Here is an 18,474-nt window from a genome sequence, read left to right as displayed (position 1 = left end):
TCTCCCTCAGCCCCGCGCGTTCCGCGCGGGCACGATGAACTCGCACCACACGCACTTGCCGCTGCCGCGCGCGTCCACGCCCCAGACGTCCGCGAGCCGGTCCACCAGGAGCAGGCCGCGGCCCGAGACGCCCGACTCGCCCGCCTCGCGGCGGCGTGGCAGGGCGCTGGAGGAGTCCTCCACGTCGACGCGCAGCCGCCGGTCGGTGCCGGTCAGGACCCGCAGGGTCACGATGGCGGAACCGTCGGTGTGCATCAGCGCGTTGGTGATCACCTCGTCGGCGACCAGCTCGATCTCGTCGGCGCGCTCGCCCGCTCCCCAGGCGCGCACGGCGGCCCTGATCATGTGCCGGGCCTCGGCGAGCGCCTCGGGGTCGCTCGGCGCGACGTGCTGCTGGAGGCGCCCGCCGGACTGCGGTGCGTCGATCATGCGGCGGCGCAGCAGCAGGAGCGCCGCGTCGTCCTCCCCGCCCCTGCCGTCGACGATGCCGCACAGCCGGTCGGCGAGCTTCTGGAGGTCGCGGGGGCCCGTGGCGGCGAGTTCGGCGACCGCCCGCATGCCGTCGTCGAGGTCGGCGCCGGGTTCCTCGACGAGGCCGTCGGTGCAGAGCAACAGGGTCTGGCCCGGGTCGAGTTCGAGGGTGGTGACGGGGTAGTCGAGGCGTCCGAACTCGGCGGACAGGCCGAGCGGCAGGCCGCCGTCGACGGGCACGCGGCGGCAGGAGCCGTCGGTGAGCTGGACGAGCGGGTCGAGGTGGCCCGCCCGGACGAACTGCACCACTCCGGTGGACAGGTCGGCCTCCGCGTACAGGCAGGTCGCGAAGCGCTCGGTGTCCAGCTCGTGCAGGAAGCTGGAGGCGCGGGCCATGACGGTGGCGGGGGTGTGGCCCTCGGCGGCGTAGGCGCGCAGCACGATGCGCAGCTGGCCCATGACGGCGGCCGCGTGCGTGTCGTGGCCCTGGACGTCGCCGATGACCGCGCCGACCCGGCCGCCGGGCAGCGGGATCACGTCGTACCAGTCGCCGCCGATGTCCCTGCCGAGCGCCGCGGAGCGGTAGCGGACCGCGATCTCGGCGCCGGGCACGCCGGGGATGGTGCGCGGCAGCATGGCCTGCTGGAGACCTTGTGCGAGGTCCTTCTCCTGCTCGTAGAGCATGGCGCGCTGGAGGCTCTGCGCGATGCTGCTGCCGAGCGCGACCAGGACGTTGCGCTCCTCGTCGGGGAAGCCGGTCTTGTCCTGGTAGAGCAGCCCGAGCACGCCGATGGGGCGGGCCTGCGCGATCAGCGGCAGATAGGCCGCCGCGGTGATGCCGAGCTCCTCGATGTGCGGCCACAGCAGCGGGAAGGACGCCGCGAAGTCCTCGGGCGTCTCGATGTAGCGCGGCGCGAGCGTGCGCACGACCTCGCCCATCGGGTACGCCTCGTCGATGCGGGTGAGGCGGGTGCCCTGCACGTAACTGCCCTTGGGCCCCTCGGCGACCAGCCGGATCCGGCCCGCCTCGACCAGGCCCATGACCAGGTTCGACGCGCCGAGGTGGGCGAGGCCGTGGGTGTCCTTGAGCACGTCGATGACGTCCCGCACGGTGCGGGCGTGCGCGAGGGCCGCGGTGGTGCCCTGCACGATGCTGGTGGTGCGGCGCCGCTCGGCCTCCTCGTCGGCCCGCTCGTGCAGCGGTCCCGCGCTCAGTTCGCGCGCGGCGTCGCTGACGATGCCGACGATGCGGTGCGGCCGCCCGGTGGCGTCGCGCAGGATGTGGCCCTGGGTGTGGGTCCAGCGCAGGGACCCGTCGCGGCAGCGCACCCGGAAGTAGGCGCCGTAGGCCCTGCTGCCGTCCTTCAGGGCGTGCGAGACGATCTCGTCGAGCGAGTGCGCCTCGACGGGCGGGACGCGGAAGGCGAGGGTCTCCGGCCGGTTGTCGTATTCGTCGGCGCGTACGTCGAAGACCGCGTGAGCGGCGGCGTCCATCTCCATGAGGCCGCTGTCGAGGTCCCAGTCGAAGCGGCCCATGCGCAGGGCCGCCCCGTACAGCTCCATGAAACAGCCGTGCGCGCAGCCGGGGTCCGGCGTTCCGCAGTGGCAGTGCCCCGCCGGGGCGTGCCCACCGGTTCCCGCGTCCATGGGCCCACGCTAGGCGGAGCCCCTCGCGCGCGCACGTGGGGGAAGCGGCGCGTGGGGCTCCGCCGTCCAACCGGACGGTCCGTTCACTTGGACGCACGGGTGGACACAGCGGGTGGCGGTACCGGTCGGTCATGGGAAGTACTGGTCGGTCGCATCGGTCGGGGCCGCTGTGAGATGCCTGCCCGGCGGCGGCCTGCCGTGCGGAGTGGTGCTGGTCGGTGCTGTGGTGCTGCTCTTGCCGTGGCGCTGTTCGTGCTGTGGCGCTGTTCGTGCTGTGGCGCTGGTCCGTACGGGTCGGCACTGGTCGGTACCGATGCGTACGCTCTGTCACCGCGCCCGCTACGCCGTCTCGGCGACCTTGCTCTGGACCCGGACCGCCACCTCCGTCCACATCTCCGCGCTCTCCCCCGCCAGGTAGGCGACGATGCCCCGGCAGTGCGGCGGGACCTTCTCGATGATCTGGTCCCACTCCTCCATGCTGATCGTGTGGATGTTGAGCAGCCTCAGGAGGGTGCGGCCGATCTCGCTGAAGCGCAGCGCGGGATCCGCCTTGAGCCGCTTCACCGCCTCGGCCCTGTCCTGCGCCACGTCCCTGTCGGGCACGGCCGAGGGGCCGCGGCCCAGGCGCGGCGGTTCAGCACGGGCCTCGTGGTGCGCCTGCCTGCCGCGCCGCGGCACCGGGTCCTCGCCGCGCATCATGCGGTTGCGCACGTCACGGACGGTCTCCGGCGATATCGACGCGACCCTGGCCACCTGGCGCAGCGAGAGCCCGGGGTTCTGGGCGATCAGCTCGCTCGCGAGCCTGCGCCCCTCCGCCCCGTTGATCGGCCGGACCCGGCCGTCGTGCCCGATCCGGCTCTCCTCGCCCGTACGGCCGCCCGGTGCGCGTCTGCGGATGTCCGCCACGGTGCCGGGCGCGATGCCGCTGACCGAGGCGATCATGCGGTCGGACCACTGCGGGTGCGAGGCGATGATGCGCCCCGCGGCGCGCTTGCGGTCCGCCGTGGTGAGCGGCAGGCCGTGCGTGACGTTGGACTCGACGGCGAGGACGAAGGCGTCGGCGTCGTCCCCGTCGAAGAACCTGACCGCGATCTTGCGCTGTCCTCTGGCCTCGGCCGCCCGTAATCGGTGCAGACCGTCGATCACCCGCATGGTCGGACGGTGCACCGTGATGGGCGGCAGCGGTGTCTGGACGACCGCGAGCGCTTCCACGTGTTCCGGGTCGACCCCGGTGGTGCGCGGTGAGTCCGCCGTCGACAGCGAGCCGATCTCGACCTCGACGACCATCAGCCGGTCCATCTGGTCCAGCTGATCCCTCTGGTCCGTCCGATCCGTCTGTTCGTGCTCAGGTGTTGCCAACTCAACTCCCCCTTGAGCTCTGGTTGTCCCCCGTGTGTGCGTCCCGGCACCCCGAACCGCTCAGGTCACACCGCCGCACTCCTCCGCTGCCACCGGGCGGACCGGCCCGGCACGGCAATGGAGGAGTGGATCGACGAGGTGCGCCGTACGCGTTCGCCCTCTGCCGAGGGCCCTGAAGTGAATGCGTTGCGCGCTCCGAATATGCGTTCGACAGTAGGCGCGGCGGGGGCGTCGCGCGCAGATATGGACGCCCTCGCCGCAGTCAACCACCGCGCCGAATCCGAACCGAACATCTCGTCGAATTACTGAATTTCACCCGCACTCGGCACCCCTGTCCCTCCCACGGGAATCCGTGCCAGCACGATCGAGGAAAGAATTTCCCTCAAACCGAACACACTCACCCTAACAACGTGTATTCGGACCCGGAACCCCTCACTAACGCGGAAATCGCCCGGCCGGGCACCCCTATTCACCCCTATCGGTGTTCGCCGGACCGGCCGGCACCGCCTCGGCCCGCGCACGGCGCGCCACGGGTGCGCTACGAGTGCACTACGAGTGCGCGAGCTTGCGGCCCATCAGCGGGGAGAGGATCGCGACCGCGGTGGCGACCTCGGCGGCCTCGACCCTGGTCAGGGCCTGATTGCCGTCGCAGAGCGCCGTTCCCGGGTCGGGATGTACGTCGATCATGACGCCGTCCGCGCCGACCGCGAGTGCCGCGCGGGTGAGCGGCAGGACCAGGTCGCGGCGGCCGCCCGAGTGCGAGGGGTCCACGATCACCGGCAGATGGGAGAGGCGCTGGACCACCGGCACCGCGCTGATGTCCAGGGTGTTGCGGGTGGCGGTCTCGAAGGTCCGGATGCCGCGTTCGCACAGCACGATGTCCAGGTTGCCGCGCTGCGCGATGTACTCCGCGGCCATCAGCCACTCCTCGATCGTGGCGCCGAAACCGCGTTTGAGGAGCACCGGCTTGCCGGCCGCGCCCACCTCCTGGAGCAGCGCGAAGTTGTGCATGTTGCGGGTGCCGATCTGGAGCATGTCGGCGTAGGGGGCGGCGAGTTCGACACCGGCCGCGTCGATCACCTCGGTGACCACCGGAAGGCCGGTCTCCGCGCTGACGTCGGCGAGAATGCGCAGGCCCTGTTCGCCGAGCCCCTGATAGGCGTACGGCGAGGTCCGCGGCTTGAACGCGCCGCCGCGCAGCAGTGCGGCCCCCGCCGCCTTGGCCAGCCGCGCGGCCGCCAGCGTCTGCGAGGGGGTCTCCACCGCGCAGGGTCCCGCGATCACGGTCAGGGTGTCGGGGCCGAACGGCACGCCCGCCACGGTGACGACGGACCTTTCGAGATGGTGCTCCCGGCTGACCAGCTTGTACGGCACGGAGATCCGCACGACGTCGAGGACCCCGCGCAACTGGGCCAGATTGAGGGCGTCGAACGCCTCCACATCTCCCACCAGGCCCACGATGGTGCGCGTCACGCCCCGGCTGACGAATGCGTCGCCGCCCGCGGTGCGCACCAGTTCGACGACTGCTTCCACGTCTTTCTGTGTGGCCTCGGGGGCCATCACCACTACCAAGGCGTTCCTCCCGTGATCGCTGAAGGGAAAGCGCTCGCCGGGATTTCCGGGATTTCCGGGGACGGCCGGAACTCGCGGGGCAGGGGAATCCAACGGGCGGAGCGAAATCCATTGAGCGACCACGGTAGGAGTGCCCGCGCTTTTCCTCAACGGAGGCATCCGACATTGTCCAACTGCGCAATATCGCGCGCCGGGAACGGAATTCCCTGGTCCGGTCCCGGTGGCCAGGGCTGTGACGATCACAGATCTTCGGACCGCGTTGTGACCGCCCGCCGCGTAGAAACGGAACGGCACACGGAGACGCGGACGGGGGGGCAGCCAGATGACCGACGTCCTTCAGCTCCTCGGTCTCTTAGGTCTCGGCTGTCTCTACGGTCTCTCCCTTATCCGGGGCCGCTCAGACCACATGCAGCCGGTCGCAGTCGTCGTGACTGGCGGGACCTTCGCCCCCACCGGGACCGAGGAGGGGGCTGAGTTTCGCGGCCAGGTCGGCACGGCGCTGGACGTCGAGCTTCCGGTACGCCCGGGTCAGATGCTGTTCGACGGTGCTGACGGTGATGCAGAGCTTGTCGGCGATCTGCCGGTTGGTGTGGCCACGGACGGCGAGCGTGGCCACACGCAGTTCGGCGTTGCTGAGTTCGACGGGGTTGCGGCGGGTGCCCGGGGGCCACGGGCGCTCGGCGGCCAGGGAGCCCGCGCCTTCCGTCGGTGCCACCCGGGGCACCGGAATGCCGCACTCCCCCGCCAGCTGCTGAGCCTTGCGGGCCAGGCTGCGCGCCTGCCCCACCTTCCCGAGTTCGCGCTGGGTCCTGGCCAACTCGTCGGTCGCGACGGCCAGTTCGAGCCGGTGCCCGCGTTCTCTGAGGATCTCGACGGCCTCGCCGAGGAGCGCTGCGCGGCGCCCCGCGACCAGCGTGCCCGCGAGCACCCGCAGCGACACGGCCCGCGCCGCGGTGCCGCCGGGCCCGACGAGGGCGAGCTGCTCCTCCGCGAGGGCGCGGGCACGGGCCGCGTCCCCGAGCCGGAGGTGGGCCTGTGCCGCGTCGGTGCGCCATGGCACCAGCGCGGGCAGGTCGAACTCCCAGCGGGTCATGAGGTCCCCGCAGGTGAGGAAGTCGTCGAGCGCGGCGTAGGGGCGCCCGGCCGCGAGGTAGTAGTGGCCGCGTGCGCGCAGATAGAGCAGCCCGTCGGGGGTCTGGAAGGCCGCATCGGGCACCGGGACGCTGAGTTGAGCGGCGGCCTCGTCGATCCTGCCGAGGACGGTCCTGGTGAACACGGCCGTGGCGATGGGCGAGGCGACGGCCACGCCCCAGCCCTCGGCGGGCACCAGGGCGAGCGCCGACCGCGCGGAGGCGTCGGCCGCGACGAGCGAACCGGCCCGCAGTTCTATGCGCGCCTTGGCCGAGGCGAGGAGCGCCTGCCACATCGGGGCACGCCGCTCGGCGGCCTCGTTGAACAGCGTCTCGCACCAGAAGGCGGCCGCGTCCAGGCGGTCGGCGAGCACCAGGGAGTGCAGGGCGACCAGGAGCGCGGTCAGCGTGCGGTCGTCGAGCCGGGTGCTCTGCAGGATCTGTTCGGCCCTGACCACCACGTCGTCGCCCGCGCCGTCCAGGACCGCTCGCATCAGACAGGCCGCCCGCTGGTGCGGGCTGCGCTCCAGGCTCGGCGCGTGCTCGGCGGCCTGGGCGTGCTCCGGCGTCACACCGAGGCAGGTCCGCGCGGACGCGGGGAGTCCCGGATAGGCGTACGTCAGCCAGCGGCGCGGGCAGTCGTGGCCGCGGGGCCCGCCGGCGGCGGTCTTCCCACAGGCCACCACGCCGTGCCGCTCCGCCGCCTTGAGCACGTCGAGCGCACGGTCGAAGCGGCCGAACCACAGGAGGTGGCCGACGAGTTCACCGGTGTCGCGGGCGCCCAGGCGGCCTTCGAGCGCGGCGGCGCCGAGTTCGGGCAGGTGCTGGTCGACGGCGGCCGGGTTGACGCGCCAGCCCGCCCGGGTCAGCGCGGCCCTGATCTCCAGGGCCTGGCGCGGGTCGGAGCAGGTGTCGCGGGCGACCCGCAGACAGGTGAGGGCGAGTTCGACCTCGTCGTCGGCGAGGGCCCGCTCGGCGGCCTCGATGAGCGTACGCAGCGCCCAGGGTGCCTCGACGGTCTCGGCCGCGATCAGGTGCTGGACCACCACGGTCGCGGCCGCGCCGTGCTCGTGCAGCACCCGGGCGACCCGGGCCTCCAGGCGGGCGCGGTCGGCGGGGTCCATGCTCCTGAGCACCGCGGTGCGTCCCGCTTCGTGGCGGAACCAGCCCGCGTCGAGCAGCCCCGCCTCGTTCAACGCGCGCAGACTGCGGTGCAAGGACTCCCGGCTGCTGCCGAGCGCCTCCCCCAGTTCGGCGAGCGTGACCTCGGGACCCGCGACGGCCAGGGCCCAGGCGGTACGACGGGTGGCCGGATCGCTGCGGTACAGGCCGGTGGCGACGGCCTGCACGAAGGACTCGCCGGGCACCAGTTCCGCCGAAGTGCCGTCGGCGGCGAGGGTGGCGCGGTGGTCCTCGATCAGCGCGCGCGTCAGCAAGGGGCTGCCGCCGCCGATCCGGTGGACGTCCGAGACGAGCTTGCGCGTCCGCCACCCGGGTCCGCCGAATCCGGAGATCATTTCCGCGACTCCGTGTCGCTGGAGCGGGCCTAGCCTGATATTCCGGCACCCCGGCAGGCGCAGCAAATCGACCCGCAATCGCGTATTACCGGCCAGGAAGCCGTTGTTTTCCCCCAGGACGACCAGAATGCGACTCACGTCCAGCCTGCGGGACAGGTAGAGGAGGCATTCAAGGGAGTGGCTGTCGGCGTGATGCACATCATCGATGCTGAGCAGCACCGGCCTTTCCCTGGCTTTTTCGAGGACAATCGAGCAGAGTTCGGGAATCTCACCCATCGGTACGCCGTGGCGTACCCCCCGCGTACGCCCCGACGGATCCGATTCCGCCATCAGATCCACGATCCGGGCCGCGCGACGGGTGTCCACGCCGAGCGGATCGGCGCCGAGCAACAGCTGTCCCATCACTCCGAGGGGCAGGTCGCTCTCCGCCGCTGAGGCCGTGGCCTGCAAATACAGTGCACCGGCTGCGGTCGCCCGCTCGCCGAAGGCACGCAGCAGCGCGGTCTTGCCGCTCGCCACCGCGCCGCTTACCAGAAGGACTCCGCCATGCCCGGCCTCACAGGAGCCGAGCATGTTGTGCATGATCGAGAATTCTTCACCACGTTCCACCAAGTCCATGAGCCGACTTCTCCCCCGCGCCTGACGGCTGATCCTTGAGCGCCCGGTCGAACAGCTGGATCAATTCCTCCGACTTGACCGTCCACCCGTCCGAAGACTCTGCCATATCTGAAAATCAACTACCAGCGCTATTTGACTCAATGCCACCTTATAACCGATGCGAATGCGCCAAGTGGCGAGAAATCGGATTTACCCGCTCCGTATCCGTCGAAAACTCATGCGTATTTGCCTGATGAGTGAAATCATCGCTCTTTCGGAAGGCGGCCGAGACGCGGGAGAAACGACGACAGAGGCAGCAGGGACGGCAGTGACACCAGGGCCGGGTGCACAAATGGCGCGATCGGCATGCCCCGGCTCCCGACCGTCTGACTGGTTCCCGCGCGTCGCTCCCGCCACGCTCCGGCCAGAGCCCGTGCGCCCGGTCAGCTGGCGAAGGTGCCCGGGTCGCTGTCGTCGAGGGGGTTCTCGGACAGGTACGGGTCGTCCGGCACGAGGCCGTCGTCGGACTGGTCCGGCGTATCGGGCACGGTCTCCGGGCCGATGTCCTCCGGGCTCTGGTCGAAGGGCTGGTCCTCCGGCTCCTGCGGAGAGACGTCCGTGGAGTCCTCCGGGGGAGACGGCACCTCGGTCGACGGCGTCGTCGTCGGCGTGGGGCAGCCGGGCGGCAGCGGGGAAGCGGGCTCCGTCGGCGTACCGGTCACCGGGGAAGGCGTCGGGCACGCGGTCGAGGAGGAGTCCGGGTCCGTGGGCCCGGTGGCGTCCGGGTCGCTGGGCGTGACGCTGCCGTCGGGCGTGTTCCGGTCCTGGTCGCCGTCGGAGTCCGTGGGCTTGGGCGACGGAGGGACCGGCGGCTTCGCCCTGCGGTCCTCGTTCGCGTCCTCGTCCCCGATCTTCCGCTCGATCCAGGTGTTGTTGACGATGTTGACGATGGTGATGTTGGTGATCGGCTGCGGCGCCGGGGTCACCACCACGACGCGGGTGGGCTGGTAGCCGCTCCACGGCTGCCCGTTGTGGCGCGGGGTGCCCTGGAACGCGACGGGCGGCTTCAGCGGATTGCCGCACGCGCAGCGCACCCGCGGCAGGCCGCGCTCGTCGACGAGGACGGCGGTGCCCGACTGGAGCACGGACTGGAAGCTGGTGGCCGAGCCGTCGCGGAAGCCGTGGTTGGTGACCCGGGTGTCCGCCCGCAGCACGACCGGGGTCAGGCCCCGCAGAAAGCCGGGGATCGCGGACGCCTCGATGCCGGAGGCCTCGGCGAAGGCACGGGCCTTGGCCCGGTCCCCGGTGAGGAAGCGGATCTGCTGGCCGACGTCGCAACTGCCGACCGCGTGCGTGCCGCCGTAGAGCCCGGGGGTGCCGCCCGAGATCGAGCGGGTGCCCTGCGGGGTGGCCGATCCGGTGGGTGAGGGCTGCGGCGAACGGGTGACGGGCGGCGGTGTCGCGGCGCTCTTCGCGGTGGAGTCGGTGAACGGGTCGGGCCCCTGTGCGGCGACGGGCTGCATGAACAGTTCGCGCTCCCCGCCTGCGGCGCTCTTGTCGCCGTCGCCGGAGCAGCCCGCGATGCCCGCGACCGCGAGGGCCGTGGATATCGCGAAGGTCATCGCATGGGTCCTGGTGGGGACGCGCACCGGGTTCTCCCGCCGTCTTCGGGGCATTTGCCCTTCATTGTCTGCTGGCTCTCCGATCACGTCGCAAGCCGGGACGCCTCACCCAGCGTCACAATGGAGGGGTGCAGTGGTTCACGGCGGACGCGTACGACCTGAGCCGGCTGATCTTCCAGCGGGCCCTCGCCGCGCTGTACCTCGTGGCGTTCCTGGGGGCGGCCCGCCAGTTCCGGCCGCTCATCGGGGAGCACGGGATGCTGCCGGTCCCCCGGTACGTGGCGCGCATGCCGTTCCGCCGGGCGCCCAGCCTGTTCCAGCTGCGCTACTCGGACCGGTTCTTCGCGCTCTGCGCCTGGGCGGGCTGCACGGTCGCGGTGGCGCTGCTCGCGGGCGCGGACGGCCTGCTGCCGCTGTGGGGCGCGATGCTCCTGTGGCTGATCCCCTGGGCGCTCTACCTCTCCGTCGTGAACGTGGGGCAGACCTGGTACGGCTTCGGCTGGGAGTCACTGCTCCTGGAGGTGGGCTTCCTCGCGGTCTTCCTCGGCAACGACGAGGTCGCGCCGCCCGTCCTCGTCCTCTTCCTGCTGCGCTGGGTGCTCTTCCGCGTGGAGTTCGGCGCCGGGCTGATCAAGATGCGCGGCGACGCGTGCTGGCGCAGGCTCACCTGCCTCTACTTCCACCACGAGACACAGCCGATGCCGGGCCCGCTGAGCCGGTTCTTCCACCAGCTCCCCCGGCCGCTGCACCGGGTCGAGGTGGCGGCCAACCACGTCACCCAACTCGTCGTACCCGTCCTGCTGTTCACCCCGCAGCCGGTGGCGACGGGCGCGGCCTTCCTGATGATCGCCACCCAGCTGTGGCTGGTCCTCTCCGGCAACTTCGCCTGGCTGAACTGGCTCACCATCGTGCTCGCCGTGTCCGCCCTCGACCTCTCCGCGTGGCACACGCCGCGCACGTTCGCGCCCGCTCCGCTCTGGTACGAGGCGGTGGTCGGCGCGGTCACCGTGGGGCTCCTGGCGCTGAGTTACCGTCCGGTGCGCAATCTGCTGTCGCGGCGCCAGGTCATGAACACCTCCTTCGACCCGCTGCACCTGGTCAACTCCTACGGCGCGTTCGGCAGCGTCAGCCGGGTGCGTCAGGAGATCGTCCTTGAGGGCACGGCCGACCCGGTGCCGCGCGAGGACTCCGACTGGCGCGCCTACGAGTTCAAGGGCAAGCCCGGTGACGTACGACGGTGGCCGCGCCAGTTCGCGCCGTACCACCTGCGGCTCGACTGGATGATGTGGTTCGCCGCGCTCTCCCCCGCGTACGCGCGGCCATGGTTCGGCCCGCTGGTGGAACGCCTCCTGGACGGCGACAGGGACACGCTGCGGCTGCTGCGCGCCAGCCCGTTCCCTCCCGAAGCGCCGCCCGCGTACGTCCGCGCCCGGCTCTACCGCTACCGGTACACGACCTGGCGCGAGCTGCGCGCGACGGGCGCGCACTGGGAACGGACCTACGTCCGTGAGTACTTGGCGCCGACGCGGCTCTCCACCCGGGCTCAGCAGCGGTAGACCCGGCGCGCCGTGCCGCCGAAGACCTCCCCCAGTTCGTCCGTGTCCAGGGAGCGCGTCAACAGCCGTGCGGCGTCGAGGACTTCGCCGTACGTGGCCGCGAGCGTGCTGACGGGCCAGTCGGAGCCGAACATCAGGCGCTGCGGCCCGAACGCGTCCAGGACGGTCCGCGCGTACGGCGCCAGGTCGTCCACGGTCCAGGTGCGGTGGTCCGCCTCGGTGACCATGCCGGAGAGTTTGCAGACGGTGTTGGGACGGGCGGCGAGCGCACGGACCGTCGCCGCCCACGGTTCGAGGGCGCCCGTCACGATGGGCGGCTTGCCCAAGTGGTCGAGGACGAAGGTGAGTTCGGGATGCTCCGCCGCCGCCCTCGCGCAGGCGGGGAGCTGGTGGGGCAGGACGACGAGGTCGTAGGCGAGCCCGGCGTCGGCGACGGCGGCGAGGCCCCTGCGGACGTCCGGGCGCAGCAGCCACTCGGGGTCGGGCTCGCCCTGGACCTGGTGGCGGATGCCCACCAGGTGCTGCCCTCCCGGGAGTTCGCGGAGCGCGGCCAGGGTGTCGGCGACGTCCGGGCGGGTGAGGTCGGTCCAGCCGACGACGCCCGCGACGAGATCGCTGTCCGCCGCGAGCGCGAGGAACTCGGGCGTCTCCTCGGGGACGGTGACCGTCTGGACGAGGATCGTGGCGGTGACGCCCGCCGCGCGCGCCTCGGGGGCCAGGTCGGCGAGCGAGAAGTTCCGCCGGACGGGCGCGAGTTCGTCGCCGGTGATCCACTCCTGGTCGCGTACGGAGAGGTCCCACACATGGTGGTGGGCGTCCACCAGGTCTGTCACGGCAGCTCCCAGACGACGGGCAGACCGGCCTCGGAGCCCTCGGCAGAGTAGTCGTGCACGACGTCGAGCAGCTCGGCCATGCGGGCCTGCCAGGCGATGTTGACCGGCAGCTTCTCCAGCTCGGCGAGCATGCGGGCGTAGTCCGCGCACTCCAGGAGGTGGAAGAGGTCGGTGCCGCTGCGCCAGATGGTCCAGGAGGTGGCGCCCGCGGCACGGATCGCGGAGGTGAGTTCGGCGGGCACCTCACGGTGCGCGGCGTCGTACGCCTCGATCCGGTCGGCGCGGACCTTGGTGTGCAGGGCGATCCTCATGGGCGCTCCCCTCCCGCGACGGACGAAGGGATCGGCGCCGAGGCAGGCAGCAGCCCCTCCGCCCGCGCCTCCCACCAGAAGTCGTCCGGCACGCGCGAGGCGAACTGCCGCGCGGCGTCGGTGACTTGCTCGGGCGCGTGGATGCCGACCAGTACGCTGGCGACGGCCGGGTGGCCGAACGGGAACGCGAGCGCGGCCGCCCGCAGCGTGGTGCCGTGCCGCTCGGCGAGGACCCGCAGGGCGCGGGCGCGTTCGAGGAGCTGGGCCGGCGCCTCGACGTAGTCGAAGCGGGCCCCCGGCTTCGGGTCGGCGAGCAGACCGGAGTTGAAGACGCCGCCGATGACGATGGAGGCGCCCCGTTCGCTCGCGGCGGGCAGCAGTTCCGTCAGGGCCCGGTGGTCCAGGAGCGTGTAGCGCCCCGCGCACAGCACCGCGTCGACATCGGTGTCGCGGATGAAGCGGGTGAGCATCTCGGCCTGGTTCATGCCCGCGCCTATCGCGCCGACGACGCCCTCGGAGCGCAGCTGCTCCAGGGCCGGGTAGCCCTCGCGGAACGCCTCCTCGGCGTGGTGGTCGGGGTCGTGCAGGAAGACGACGTCGACGCGGTCGGTGCGCAGGCGGGTGAGGCTGGACTCGATGGAGCGGCGGATGCCGTCCGCGCTGAAGTCCCAGATCCTGCGGTGGGTGCGCGGCACCGCGAAGCCGCCGTCGGCGAGGTCGTCCCCGCTGGTCTCGTCGAGCGGTTCGAGTACCCTCCCCACCTTCGTCGAGAGCGTGTACGAGGACCGGTCGCGGCCGCTCAGCGCCTCGCCGATGCGGCGCTCGGAGAGGCCGAGGCCGTAGTGCGGCGCGGTGTCGAAGTAGCGGATGCCCGCGTTCCAGGCGTGGTCGACGGCGGTGGCCGCCTGCTCGTCGGTGATCGGCGAGTAGAGGTTGCCGATGCCGGCGGCGCCGAAGGACAGCTCGGTCACCTCGACGCCGCCGGAGCCCAGGGTGCGCCGCGCCAGGGCGCTCACGAGCCCACCGGCCGCAGCCGCAGGCCCTGCATGCCGCCGTCGACGGCGAGCGCGGTGCCGGTGGTGGCGCCGGACAGCGGGCTCGCCAAGTAGGCGATGGCGCCCGCGACTTCCCCGGCGGCGACCAGGCGTCCGGTCGGCTGGCGGGCCTGGAGCGCGGCCCGTTCGGCGGCCGGGTCGGGGGCCGCGTCCAGGAGGCGGCCGACCCAGGGGGTGTCCACGGTGCCGGGGTTCACACAGTTGACGCGCACCCCTTCGCGTACGTGGTCGGCGGCCATCGCGAGGGTCAGGGAGAGCACCGCGCCCTTGGACGCCGAGTACAGGGCGCGCTGCGGCAGGCCCGCCGTCGCGGCGATCGAGCAGGTGTTGACGATCGCGGCGCTCGACGAGGCGCGCAGGTGGGGCAGGGCCGCGCGGATGGTGCGGACGATGCCGAGGACGTTGACGTCGATGACCCGGTGCCACTGGGCGTCGTCGTTGTCCTCGACGGTGCCCTGGGCGCCGATGCCCGCGTTGTTGACCAGGACGTCCAGTCCCCCGAGGTCGGCGGCGGCCGCGGCGACCGCGTCCCGTACGGAGGTGTCGTCGGCGACGTCCGCGGTGTAGCCGCGCAGCGGTTTGTCGACGCCGCTCGGGTCGAGGTCGAGCACGGCGACCTGGGCACCGCGCGCGGCGAGCAGTTCGGCGGTGGCCAGGCCGATGCCGGACGCGCCCCCGGTGACCAGTGCCTTGAGCCCCTGGAAGTCGGTCATGCGGCTGCTCCCTTTCCTTGGGTGAGCTTGTTCCGGGCGAGGTCGGCGGCCCAGAACGAGCCGTCCGGATAGGTGAATTCGGCGATCGACTCCGGTCTCATGGTGGCCGAGAAGCCGGGTGCGGTCGGGGCCGTGTAGTGGCCCGCGCGCATCACCACGGGGTCGACGAAGTGCTCGTGGAGGTGGTCGACGTACTCGATGACGCGGTTCTCGGTCGTACCGGAGAGCGCGACGTAGTCGAACATCGACAGGTGCTGGACGAGTTCGCACAGGCCGACGCCGCCCGCGTGCGGGCAGACGGGGACGCCGAACTTCGCGGCGAGCAGCAGGATCGCGAGGTTCTCGTTGACGCCGCCGACGCGCGCCGCGTCGATCTGGACGATGTCGATGGCGCCCGCCTGGAGGAGCTGCTTGAAGACGATGCGGTTCTGCACGTGCTCGCCGGTGGCGACCTTGACCGGGGCGACGGCCGTGCGGATCGCGGCGTGCCCGAGCACGTCGTCGGGGCTGGTCGGCTCCTCGACCCAGTAGGGGTCGAACTCGGCGAGCGCGCGCGTCCATTCGACGGCCTCGCCGACGTTCCAGCGCTGGTTGGCGTCGATCGCCATCCGGATGCCGGGCCCGATGGCGCCGCGTGCGGTGCGGCAGCGGCGGATGTCGTCGGCGAGGTCGGCGCCGACCTTCAGCTTGATCTGGGTGAAGCCGTCGGCGACGGCCTGGCGGGCCAGACGGGTGAGCTTCTCGTCGCTGTAGCCGAGCCAGCCGGGCGAGGTGGTGTAGCCGGGAAAGCCCCGCTCGCGGAGGGTGGCCGCGCGCCCCGCGGCGCCCGCGCGGCCCGCCCGCAGCAGGCCGACGGCCTCCTCGGGGGTGAGCGCGTCGGCGATGTAGCGGAAGTCGACCTGGGAGGCGAGCCACTCGGGGGTGGCGTCGGTGAGGAGCTGCCAGAGCGGCTTGCGGGCGCGCTTGGCGGCGAGGTCCCAGACGGCGTTGACGACCGCGCCGATCGCCATGTGCATCACGCCCTTCTCGGGCCCGAGCCAGCGCAGCTGGCTGTCGCCGATCAGGTCGCGGTTGACGGTGCCGGGGTCGGCGCAGAGCGCGTCGACCTCGCGGCCCACGACGTGGTGGCGCAGCGACTGGATCGCGGCGACCTGGACGTCGTTGCCCCGGCCGATGGTGAAGGTGAAGCCGTGCCCCGCCAGGCCGTCGTCCGCGTCGGTGCGAAGGACCACGTAGGCGGCGGAGTAGTCGGGGTCCGGGTTCATCGCGTCGGACCCGTCCAGCTCCCGTGAGGTCGGGAACCGTATGTCGTAGGTGTCGACCGCGGTGACGCGGGTGGGAGTCGGGGACACAGGAGGCCTTTCCGGAAAGGGGCGGGGGCGCGGGGGGAACCGGCTCGCGGTCAGTCCTGCGCGCGGCCCGTGGTGACGCGCGCGATCATCAGGGCGACCAGGATGATTCCGCCGTAGATGGCCTGGATCCAGAAGGAAGGCACCTGGGCGAGGGTGAGCAGGTTCTGTACGACGCCGAGCAGCAGCACTCCGGTGAGGGCGCCGAACATGGTGCCCTTGCCGCCGTCGAGGCTGATGCCGCCGATGACCGCCGCCGCGAACACGGTGAAGATCATGTTCTGGCCCTGGTTGGCGTTGATCGCGCCGACGTAGCCGGTCTGCATGAGGCCGCCGATCGCGGCGAGGGCGCCCGCGACGACGAAGACGCCGAGCATGACGCGCTCCACGCGGATGCCCGCGGCGCGGGCCGCGTCCGGGTTGCCGCCGATCGCGTAGAGGGCGCGCCCCACCCGGTGGTACTTGAGCACGAACCCCGCGACGCCGAAGGCGACCGCCGCGAGCCACACGGAGAGCGGGATGGTCAGGAAGGTGGAGGTCGCCAGGGTGTAGAAGGCGTCGGGCATGCCGAACAGCGTCTTGCCCTTGGTGGAGCCGACGAGCAGGCCGCGCAGCACGATCAGCATGGCGAGCGTCACGATGAACGCGTTGAGCTTGAGCTTCACCACGAGGATGCCGTTGAAGGCGCCGATGGCCGCGCCGACGAGCAGGATGGCGACGATGCCGACGGCGGCGGGCAGGTCCGTGCCGAAGCCCGCCTGGGCGGCGGGCAGGACCAGGAGCGCGCCGAGTGCGGGCGCGATGCCGACGACCGACTCCAGGGACAGGTCGAACTTGCCGGTGATGAGGACGAGGGACTCGGCGAGCACGACCATCGCGAGGGCGGCGGAGGCGCCGAGGATCGAGATGAGGTTCCGCTCGGTCAGGAACGAGTCGTTGACCAGTGATCCGAGCAGCGTGAGCAGGAGCAGGGCGGGTACGAGGGCGAGTTCGCGGGCGCGGCGTAGCAGTATCGTCTTGGCCGACCCGGAGTTCCGCTCCTGTCGCACGGGGGTGGTGGTCGTCTTCTCGGCTGCCGCCGGGGCCTTGATGTCAGCCATGGTGGTCTCCTTGCATTTTGGCCGCGGGCCCGTTGTGGTTGCTCGCGCAGTTCCCCGCGCCCCTGACGGGGCCGTCGTGGTCTGCGCCCTCGGCACTCCCCGCGCCCCTGACGGGGCCCACGCCCTCGATCGAGGCGATCAGGTCGTGGTCGTTGAAGCCCGCCTGGTGTTCCGCGACGATCCGGCCGTGGAAGAGGACCAGGACGCGGTCGCAGCGGCGCAGGTCGTCGAGTTCGTCGGAGACGACGAGTACCGCGGTGCCGTCCTCGCGGGCGCCGTCCATGCGGGCGAGCAGTGACTCCTTGGACTTCACGTCGACGCCCGCGGTGGGGTTGATGAGGACGAGCAGGCGGGGGTCGGAGGCCAGGGCGCGGGCCATGACGACCTTCTGGGCGTTGCCGCCGGAGAGGTCGGACACGGGCTGGTCGGGGCCCTCGGCGTGGATGTCGAGGCGGTCGATCAGCTCGTCGGCGAAGCGGCGCTTGCTGTCGGTGGCGACGAAGCCGTACCTGCCGAGGCGGTCCAGGACGCTCATCGTGGCGTTGTCGCCGATGGACATCCCGAAGACGAGGCCCTGGTCGTGCCGGTCGCGCGGCACGCAGCCGACCCCGGCGCGCAGCGCTGCGGTGACGTCTCCGAACGGCAGCTTCTCGCCGTCGAGTTCGGCGGTGCCGCCGGTCGGCGTGTGCAGTCCCGCGAAGCTCTCCGCGAGGTTGATCTTGCCGCTGCCGCTGGATCCGGCGAGGCCGACGACCTCGCCCTTGCGCACGGTCAGGTCGACGTCGGCGTACGACTCGCTGGTCAGGCCCTTGACGTCGAGCATGACAGGGGCGTCGGCGGGGACCTCGGTGCGGGCCACCGCCCGTTCGGCCTCGGCCTGTTCGGCGATGACCTCGCCCGCCATGGCCTCCACCAGGGCGCCGTGCGGCAGTTCGGCGACGGGTGCGCTGATGATCCAGTGGGCGTCGCGCAGGACGGTGACCGTCTGGCACACCTCGTACACCTCCTGGAGGTGGTGCGAGATGAACAGGAAGGTGACGCCGGACTCCTGGAGGGCGCGCATCCGTGTGAAGAGGCGCTCGATCTCGCGGTTGTCGAGCTGCGCGGTCGGCTCGTCGAGGACGATGAACCGTGCGCCGAAGCTCAACGCCCGTGCGATCTCCACCATTTGCCGGTCCTCGACCTTGAGCTCCGAGGTGCGCGCGTCGGGGTCGACGTGCACGTCCCAGGTGTCGAGGAGCTCGGCCGCCTGGGTGCGCAGCCGGCGCCAGCTGATGACCCCGCCCCGGCCCGCGGGCTGCCGGTTGATGAAGAGGTTCTCGGCGACGGTGAGTTCGGGGACGACGGTGGGCTTCTGGTAGACGCAGGCCACCTTGCGGCGCCAGGCGTCGCGGTCGGCGAGCGGCGGCGCGCTCTCGCCGTCGAAGCGGACGGTGCCCGCGTCCGGCGCCTGGAGTCCGGTGAGGATGGTGACGAGGGTGGACTTGCCCGCGCCGTTGCGGCCGACGAGGGCGTGCGACTCACCCGGCAGGACGGTCAGACGGCCGTCCCCGAGCGCGACGGTGGGTCCGTACCGCTTGACGATGCCGGACGCCTCGACGAGCGGCGGCACGGCGGCCCGGTCCATGGCTGGCTTGGTCAT

13 protein-coding genes are annotated in these 18,474 nt (G+C 71.8%); 1 reads left to right on the top strand and 12 read right to left on the bottom strand.

What is annotated here, in order from left to right; translation table 11 throughout:
• Window positions 1–6: 6 nt before the first annotated feature.
• From ACIO9J_RS20945 to ACIO9J_RS20925, 5 genes are all read right to left on the bottom strand, one after another.
• A complete protein-coding gene (locus tag ACIO9J_RS20945; RefSeq protein ID WP_402003524.1) occupies window positions 7–2,034 on the bottom strand; it encodes a SpoIIE family protein phosphatase in 2,028 nt (675 codons plus the stop codon).
• Between the two features lie 423 nt (window positions 2,035–2,457).
• On the bottom strand, window positions 2,458–3,477 hold the full coding sequence (locus tag ACIO9J_RS20940) for a ParB N-terminal domain-containing protein (RefSeq protein ID WP_402001424.1): 1,020 nt from the start codon (window positions 3,475–3,477) through the stop codon (window positions 2,458–2,460).
• A gap of 549 nt (window positions 3,478–4,026) precedes the next feature.
• Window positions 4,027–5,037: a 3-deoxy-7-phosphoheptulonate synthase gene (gene aroF / locus ACIO9J_RS20935; RefSeq protein ID WP_402003521.1), complete on the bottom strand. Its 1,011-nt coding sequence runs from the start codon at window positions 5,035–5,037 to the stop codon at window positions 4,027–4,029.
• A 409-nt stretch (window positions 5,038–5,446) separates the two neighbouring features.
• Complete coding sequence (locus ACIO9J_RS20930; protein WP_402001421.1) at window positions 5,447–8,314, bottom strand: ATP-binding protein; 2,868 nt, start codon at window positions 8,312–8,314, stop codon at window positions 5,447–5,449.
• A gap of 422 nt (window positions 8,315–8,736) precedes the next feature.
• A complete protein-coding gene (locus ACIO9J_RS20925; RefSeq protein ID WP_402001418.1) occupies window positions 8,737–9,915 on the bottom strand; it encodes a DUF6777 domain-containing protein in 1,179 nt (392 codons plus the stop codon).
• Window positions 9,916–10,043: 128 nt separating this feature from the next.
• On the opposite strand from ACIO9J_RS20925, the gene ACIO9J_RS20920 reads away from it, so the two are divergent.
• A complete protein-coding gene (locus ACIO9J_RS20920; protein WP_402001415.1) occupies window positions 10,044–11,471 on the top strand; it encodes a lipase maturation factor family protein in 1,428 nt (475 codons plus the stop codon).
• On the opposite strand, the gene ACIO9J_RS20915 is transcribed toward ACIO9J_RS20920, so the two are convergent.
• The 7 genes from ACIO9J_RS20915 to ACIO9J_RS20885 are packed head-to-tail and all read right to left on the bottom strand — an operon-like array spanning window position 11,459 to window position 18,474.
• Window positions 11,459–12,304: an amidohydrolase family protein gene (locus ACIO9J_RS20915; protein ID WP_402001412.1), complete on the bottom strand. Its 846-nt coding sequence runs from the start codon at window positions 12,302–12,304 to the stop codon at window positions 11,459–11,461. The genes ACIO9J_RS20920 and ACIO9J_RS20915 overlap by 13 nt on opposite strands.
• On the bottom strand, window positions 12,301–12,615 hold the full coding sequence (locus ACIO9J_RS20910; protein WP_402001410.1) for an L-rhamnose mutarotase: 315 nt from the start codon (window positions 12,613–12,615) through the stop codon (window positions 12,301–12,303). The genes ACIO9J_RS20915 and ACIO9J_RS20910 overlap by 4 nt, the downstream gene beginning before the upstream one ends.
• Entirely contained in the window at window positions 12,612–13,631 is a 1,020-nt protein-coding gene (locus ACIO9J_RS20905; RefSeq protein WP_402001407.1) for an aldo/keto reductase, read from the bottom strand. The genes ACIO9J_RS20910 and ACIO9J_RS20905 overlap by 4 nt, the downstream gene beginning before the upstream one ends.
• Window positions 13,628–14,383: an SDR family NAD(P)-dependent oxidoreductase gene (locus tag ACIO9J_RS20900; RefSeq protein ID WP_402001404.1), complete on the bottom strand. Its 756-nt coding sequence runs from the start codon at window positions 14,381–14,383 to the stop codon at window positions 13,628–13,630. Before ACIO9J_RS20900 ends, ACIO9J_RS20905 begins: the two co-directional genes overlap by 4 nt.
• The gene (locus ACIO9J_RS20895) at window positions 14,380–15,735 is read right to left on the bottom strand and encodes an L-fuconate dehydratase (RefSeq protein WP_402001402.1); all 1,356 of its coding nucleotides are present in this window, start codon (window positions 15,733–15,735) and stop codon (window positions 14,380–14,382) included. Before ACIO9J_RS20895 ends, ACIO9J_RS20900 begins: the two co-directional genes overlap by 4 nt.
• Before the next feature lie 50 nt (window positions 15,736–15,785).
• Entirely contained in the window at window positions 15,786–16,832 is a 1,047-nt protein-coding gene (locus ACIO9J_RS20890) for an ABC transporter permease (RefSeq protein WP_402001399.1), read from the bottom strand.
• The gene (locus tag ACIO9J_RS20885; protein ID WP_402001396.1) at window positions 16,825–18,474 is read right to left on the bottom strand and encodes a sugar ABC transporter ATP-binding protein; all 1,650 of its coding nucleotides are present in this window, start codon (window positions 18,472–18,474) and stop codon (window positions 16,825–16,827) included. The genes ACIO9J_RS20890 and ACIO9J_RS20885 overlap by 8 nt, the downstream gene beginning before the upstream one ends.

It is taken from the genome of Streptomyces sp. NPDC087300, from assembly GCF_044744425.1.
Lineage (GTDB): Bacteria > Actinomycetota > Actinomycetes > Streptomycetales > Streptomycetaceae > Streptomyces.
Note: the sequence above shows the minus strand (reverse complement) of the source record. Positions and strands in the feature narration are given on the sequence as shown.

Coding starts and splice junctions, on each gene's coding strand:
- ACIO9J_RS20945 (WP_402003524.1), bottom strand. CDS start 2,034: ATGGAGCTGTACGGGGCGGCCCTGCGCATGGGCCGCTTCGACTGGGAC.
- ACIO9J_RS20910 (WP_402001410.1), bottom strand. CDS start 12,615: ATGAGGATCGCCCTGCACACCAAGGTCCGCGCCGACCGGATCGAGGCG.
- ACIO9J_RS20885 (WP_402001396.1), bottom strand. CDS start 18,474: ATGACCAAGCCAGCCATGGACCGGGCCGCCGTGCCGCCGCTCGTCGAG.
- ACIO9J_RS20925 (WP_402001418.1), bottom strand. CDS start 9,915: ATGACCTTCGCGATATCCACGGCCCTCGCGGTCGCGGGCATCGCGGGC.
- aroF (WP_402003521.1), bottom strand. CDS start 5,037: ATGGCCCCCGAGGCCACACAGAAAGACGTGGAAGCAGTCGTCGAACTG.
- ACIO9J_RS20930 (WP_402001421.1), bottom strand. CDS start 8,314: ATGGACTTGGTGGAACGTGGTGAAGAATTCTCGATCATGCACAACATG.
- ACIO9J_RS20900 (WP_402001404.1), bottom strand. CDS start 14,383: ATGACCGACTTCCAGGGGCTCAAGGCACTGGTCACCGGGGGCGCGTCC.
- ACIO9J_RS20890 (WP_402001399.1), bottom strand. CDS start 16,832: ATGGCTGACATCAAGGCCCCGGCGGCAGCCGAGAAGACGACCACCACC.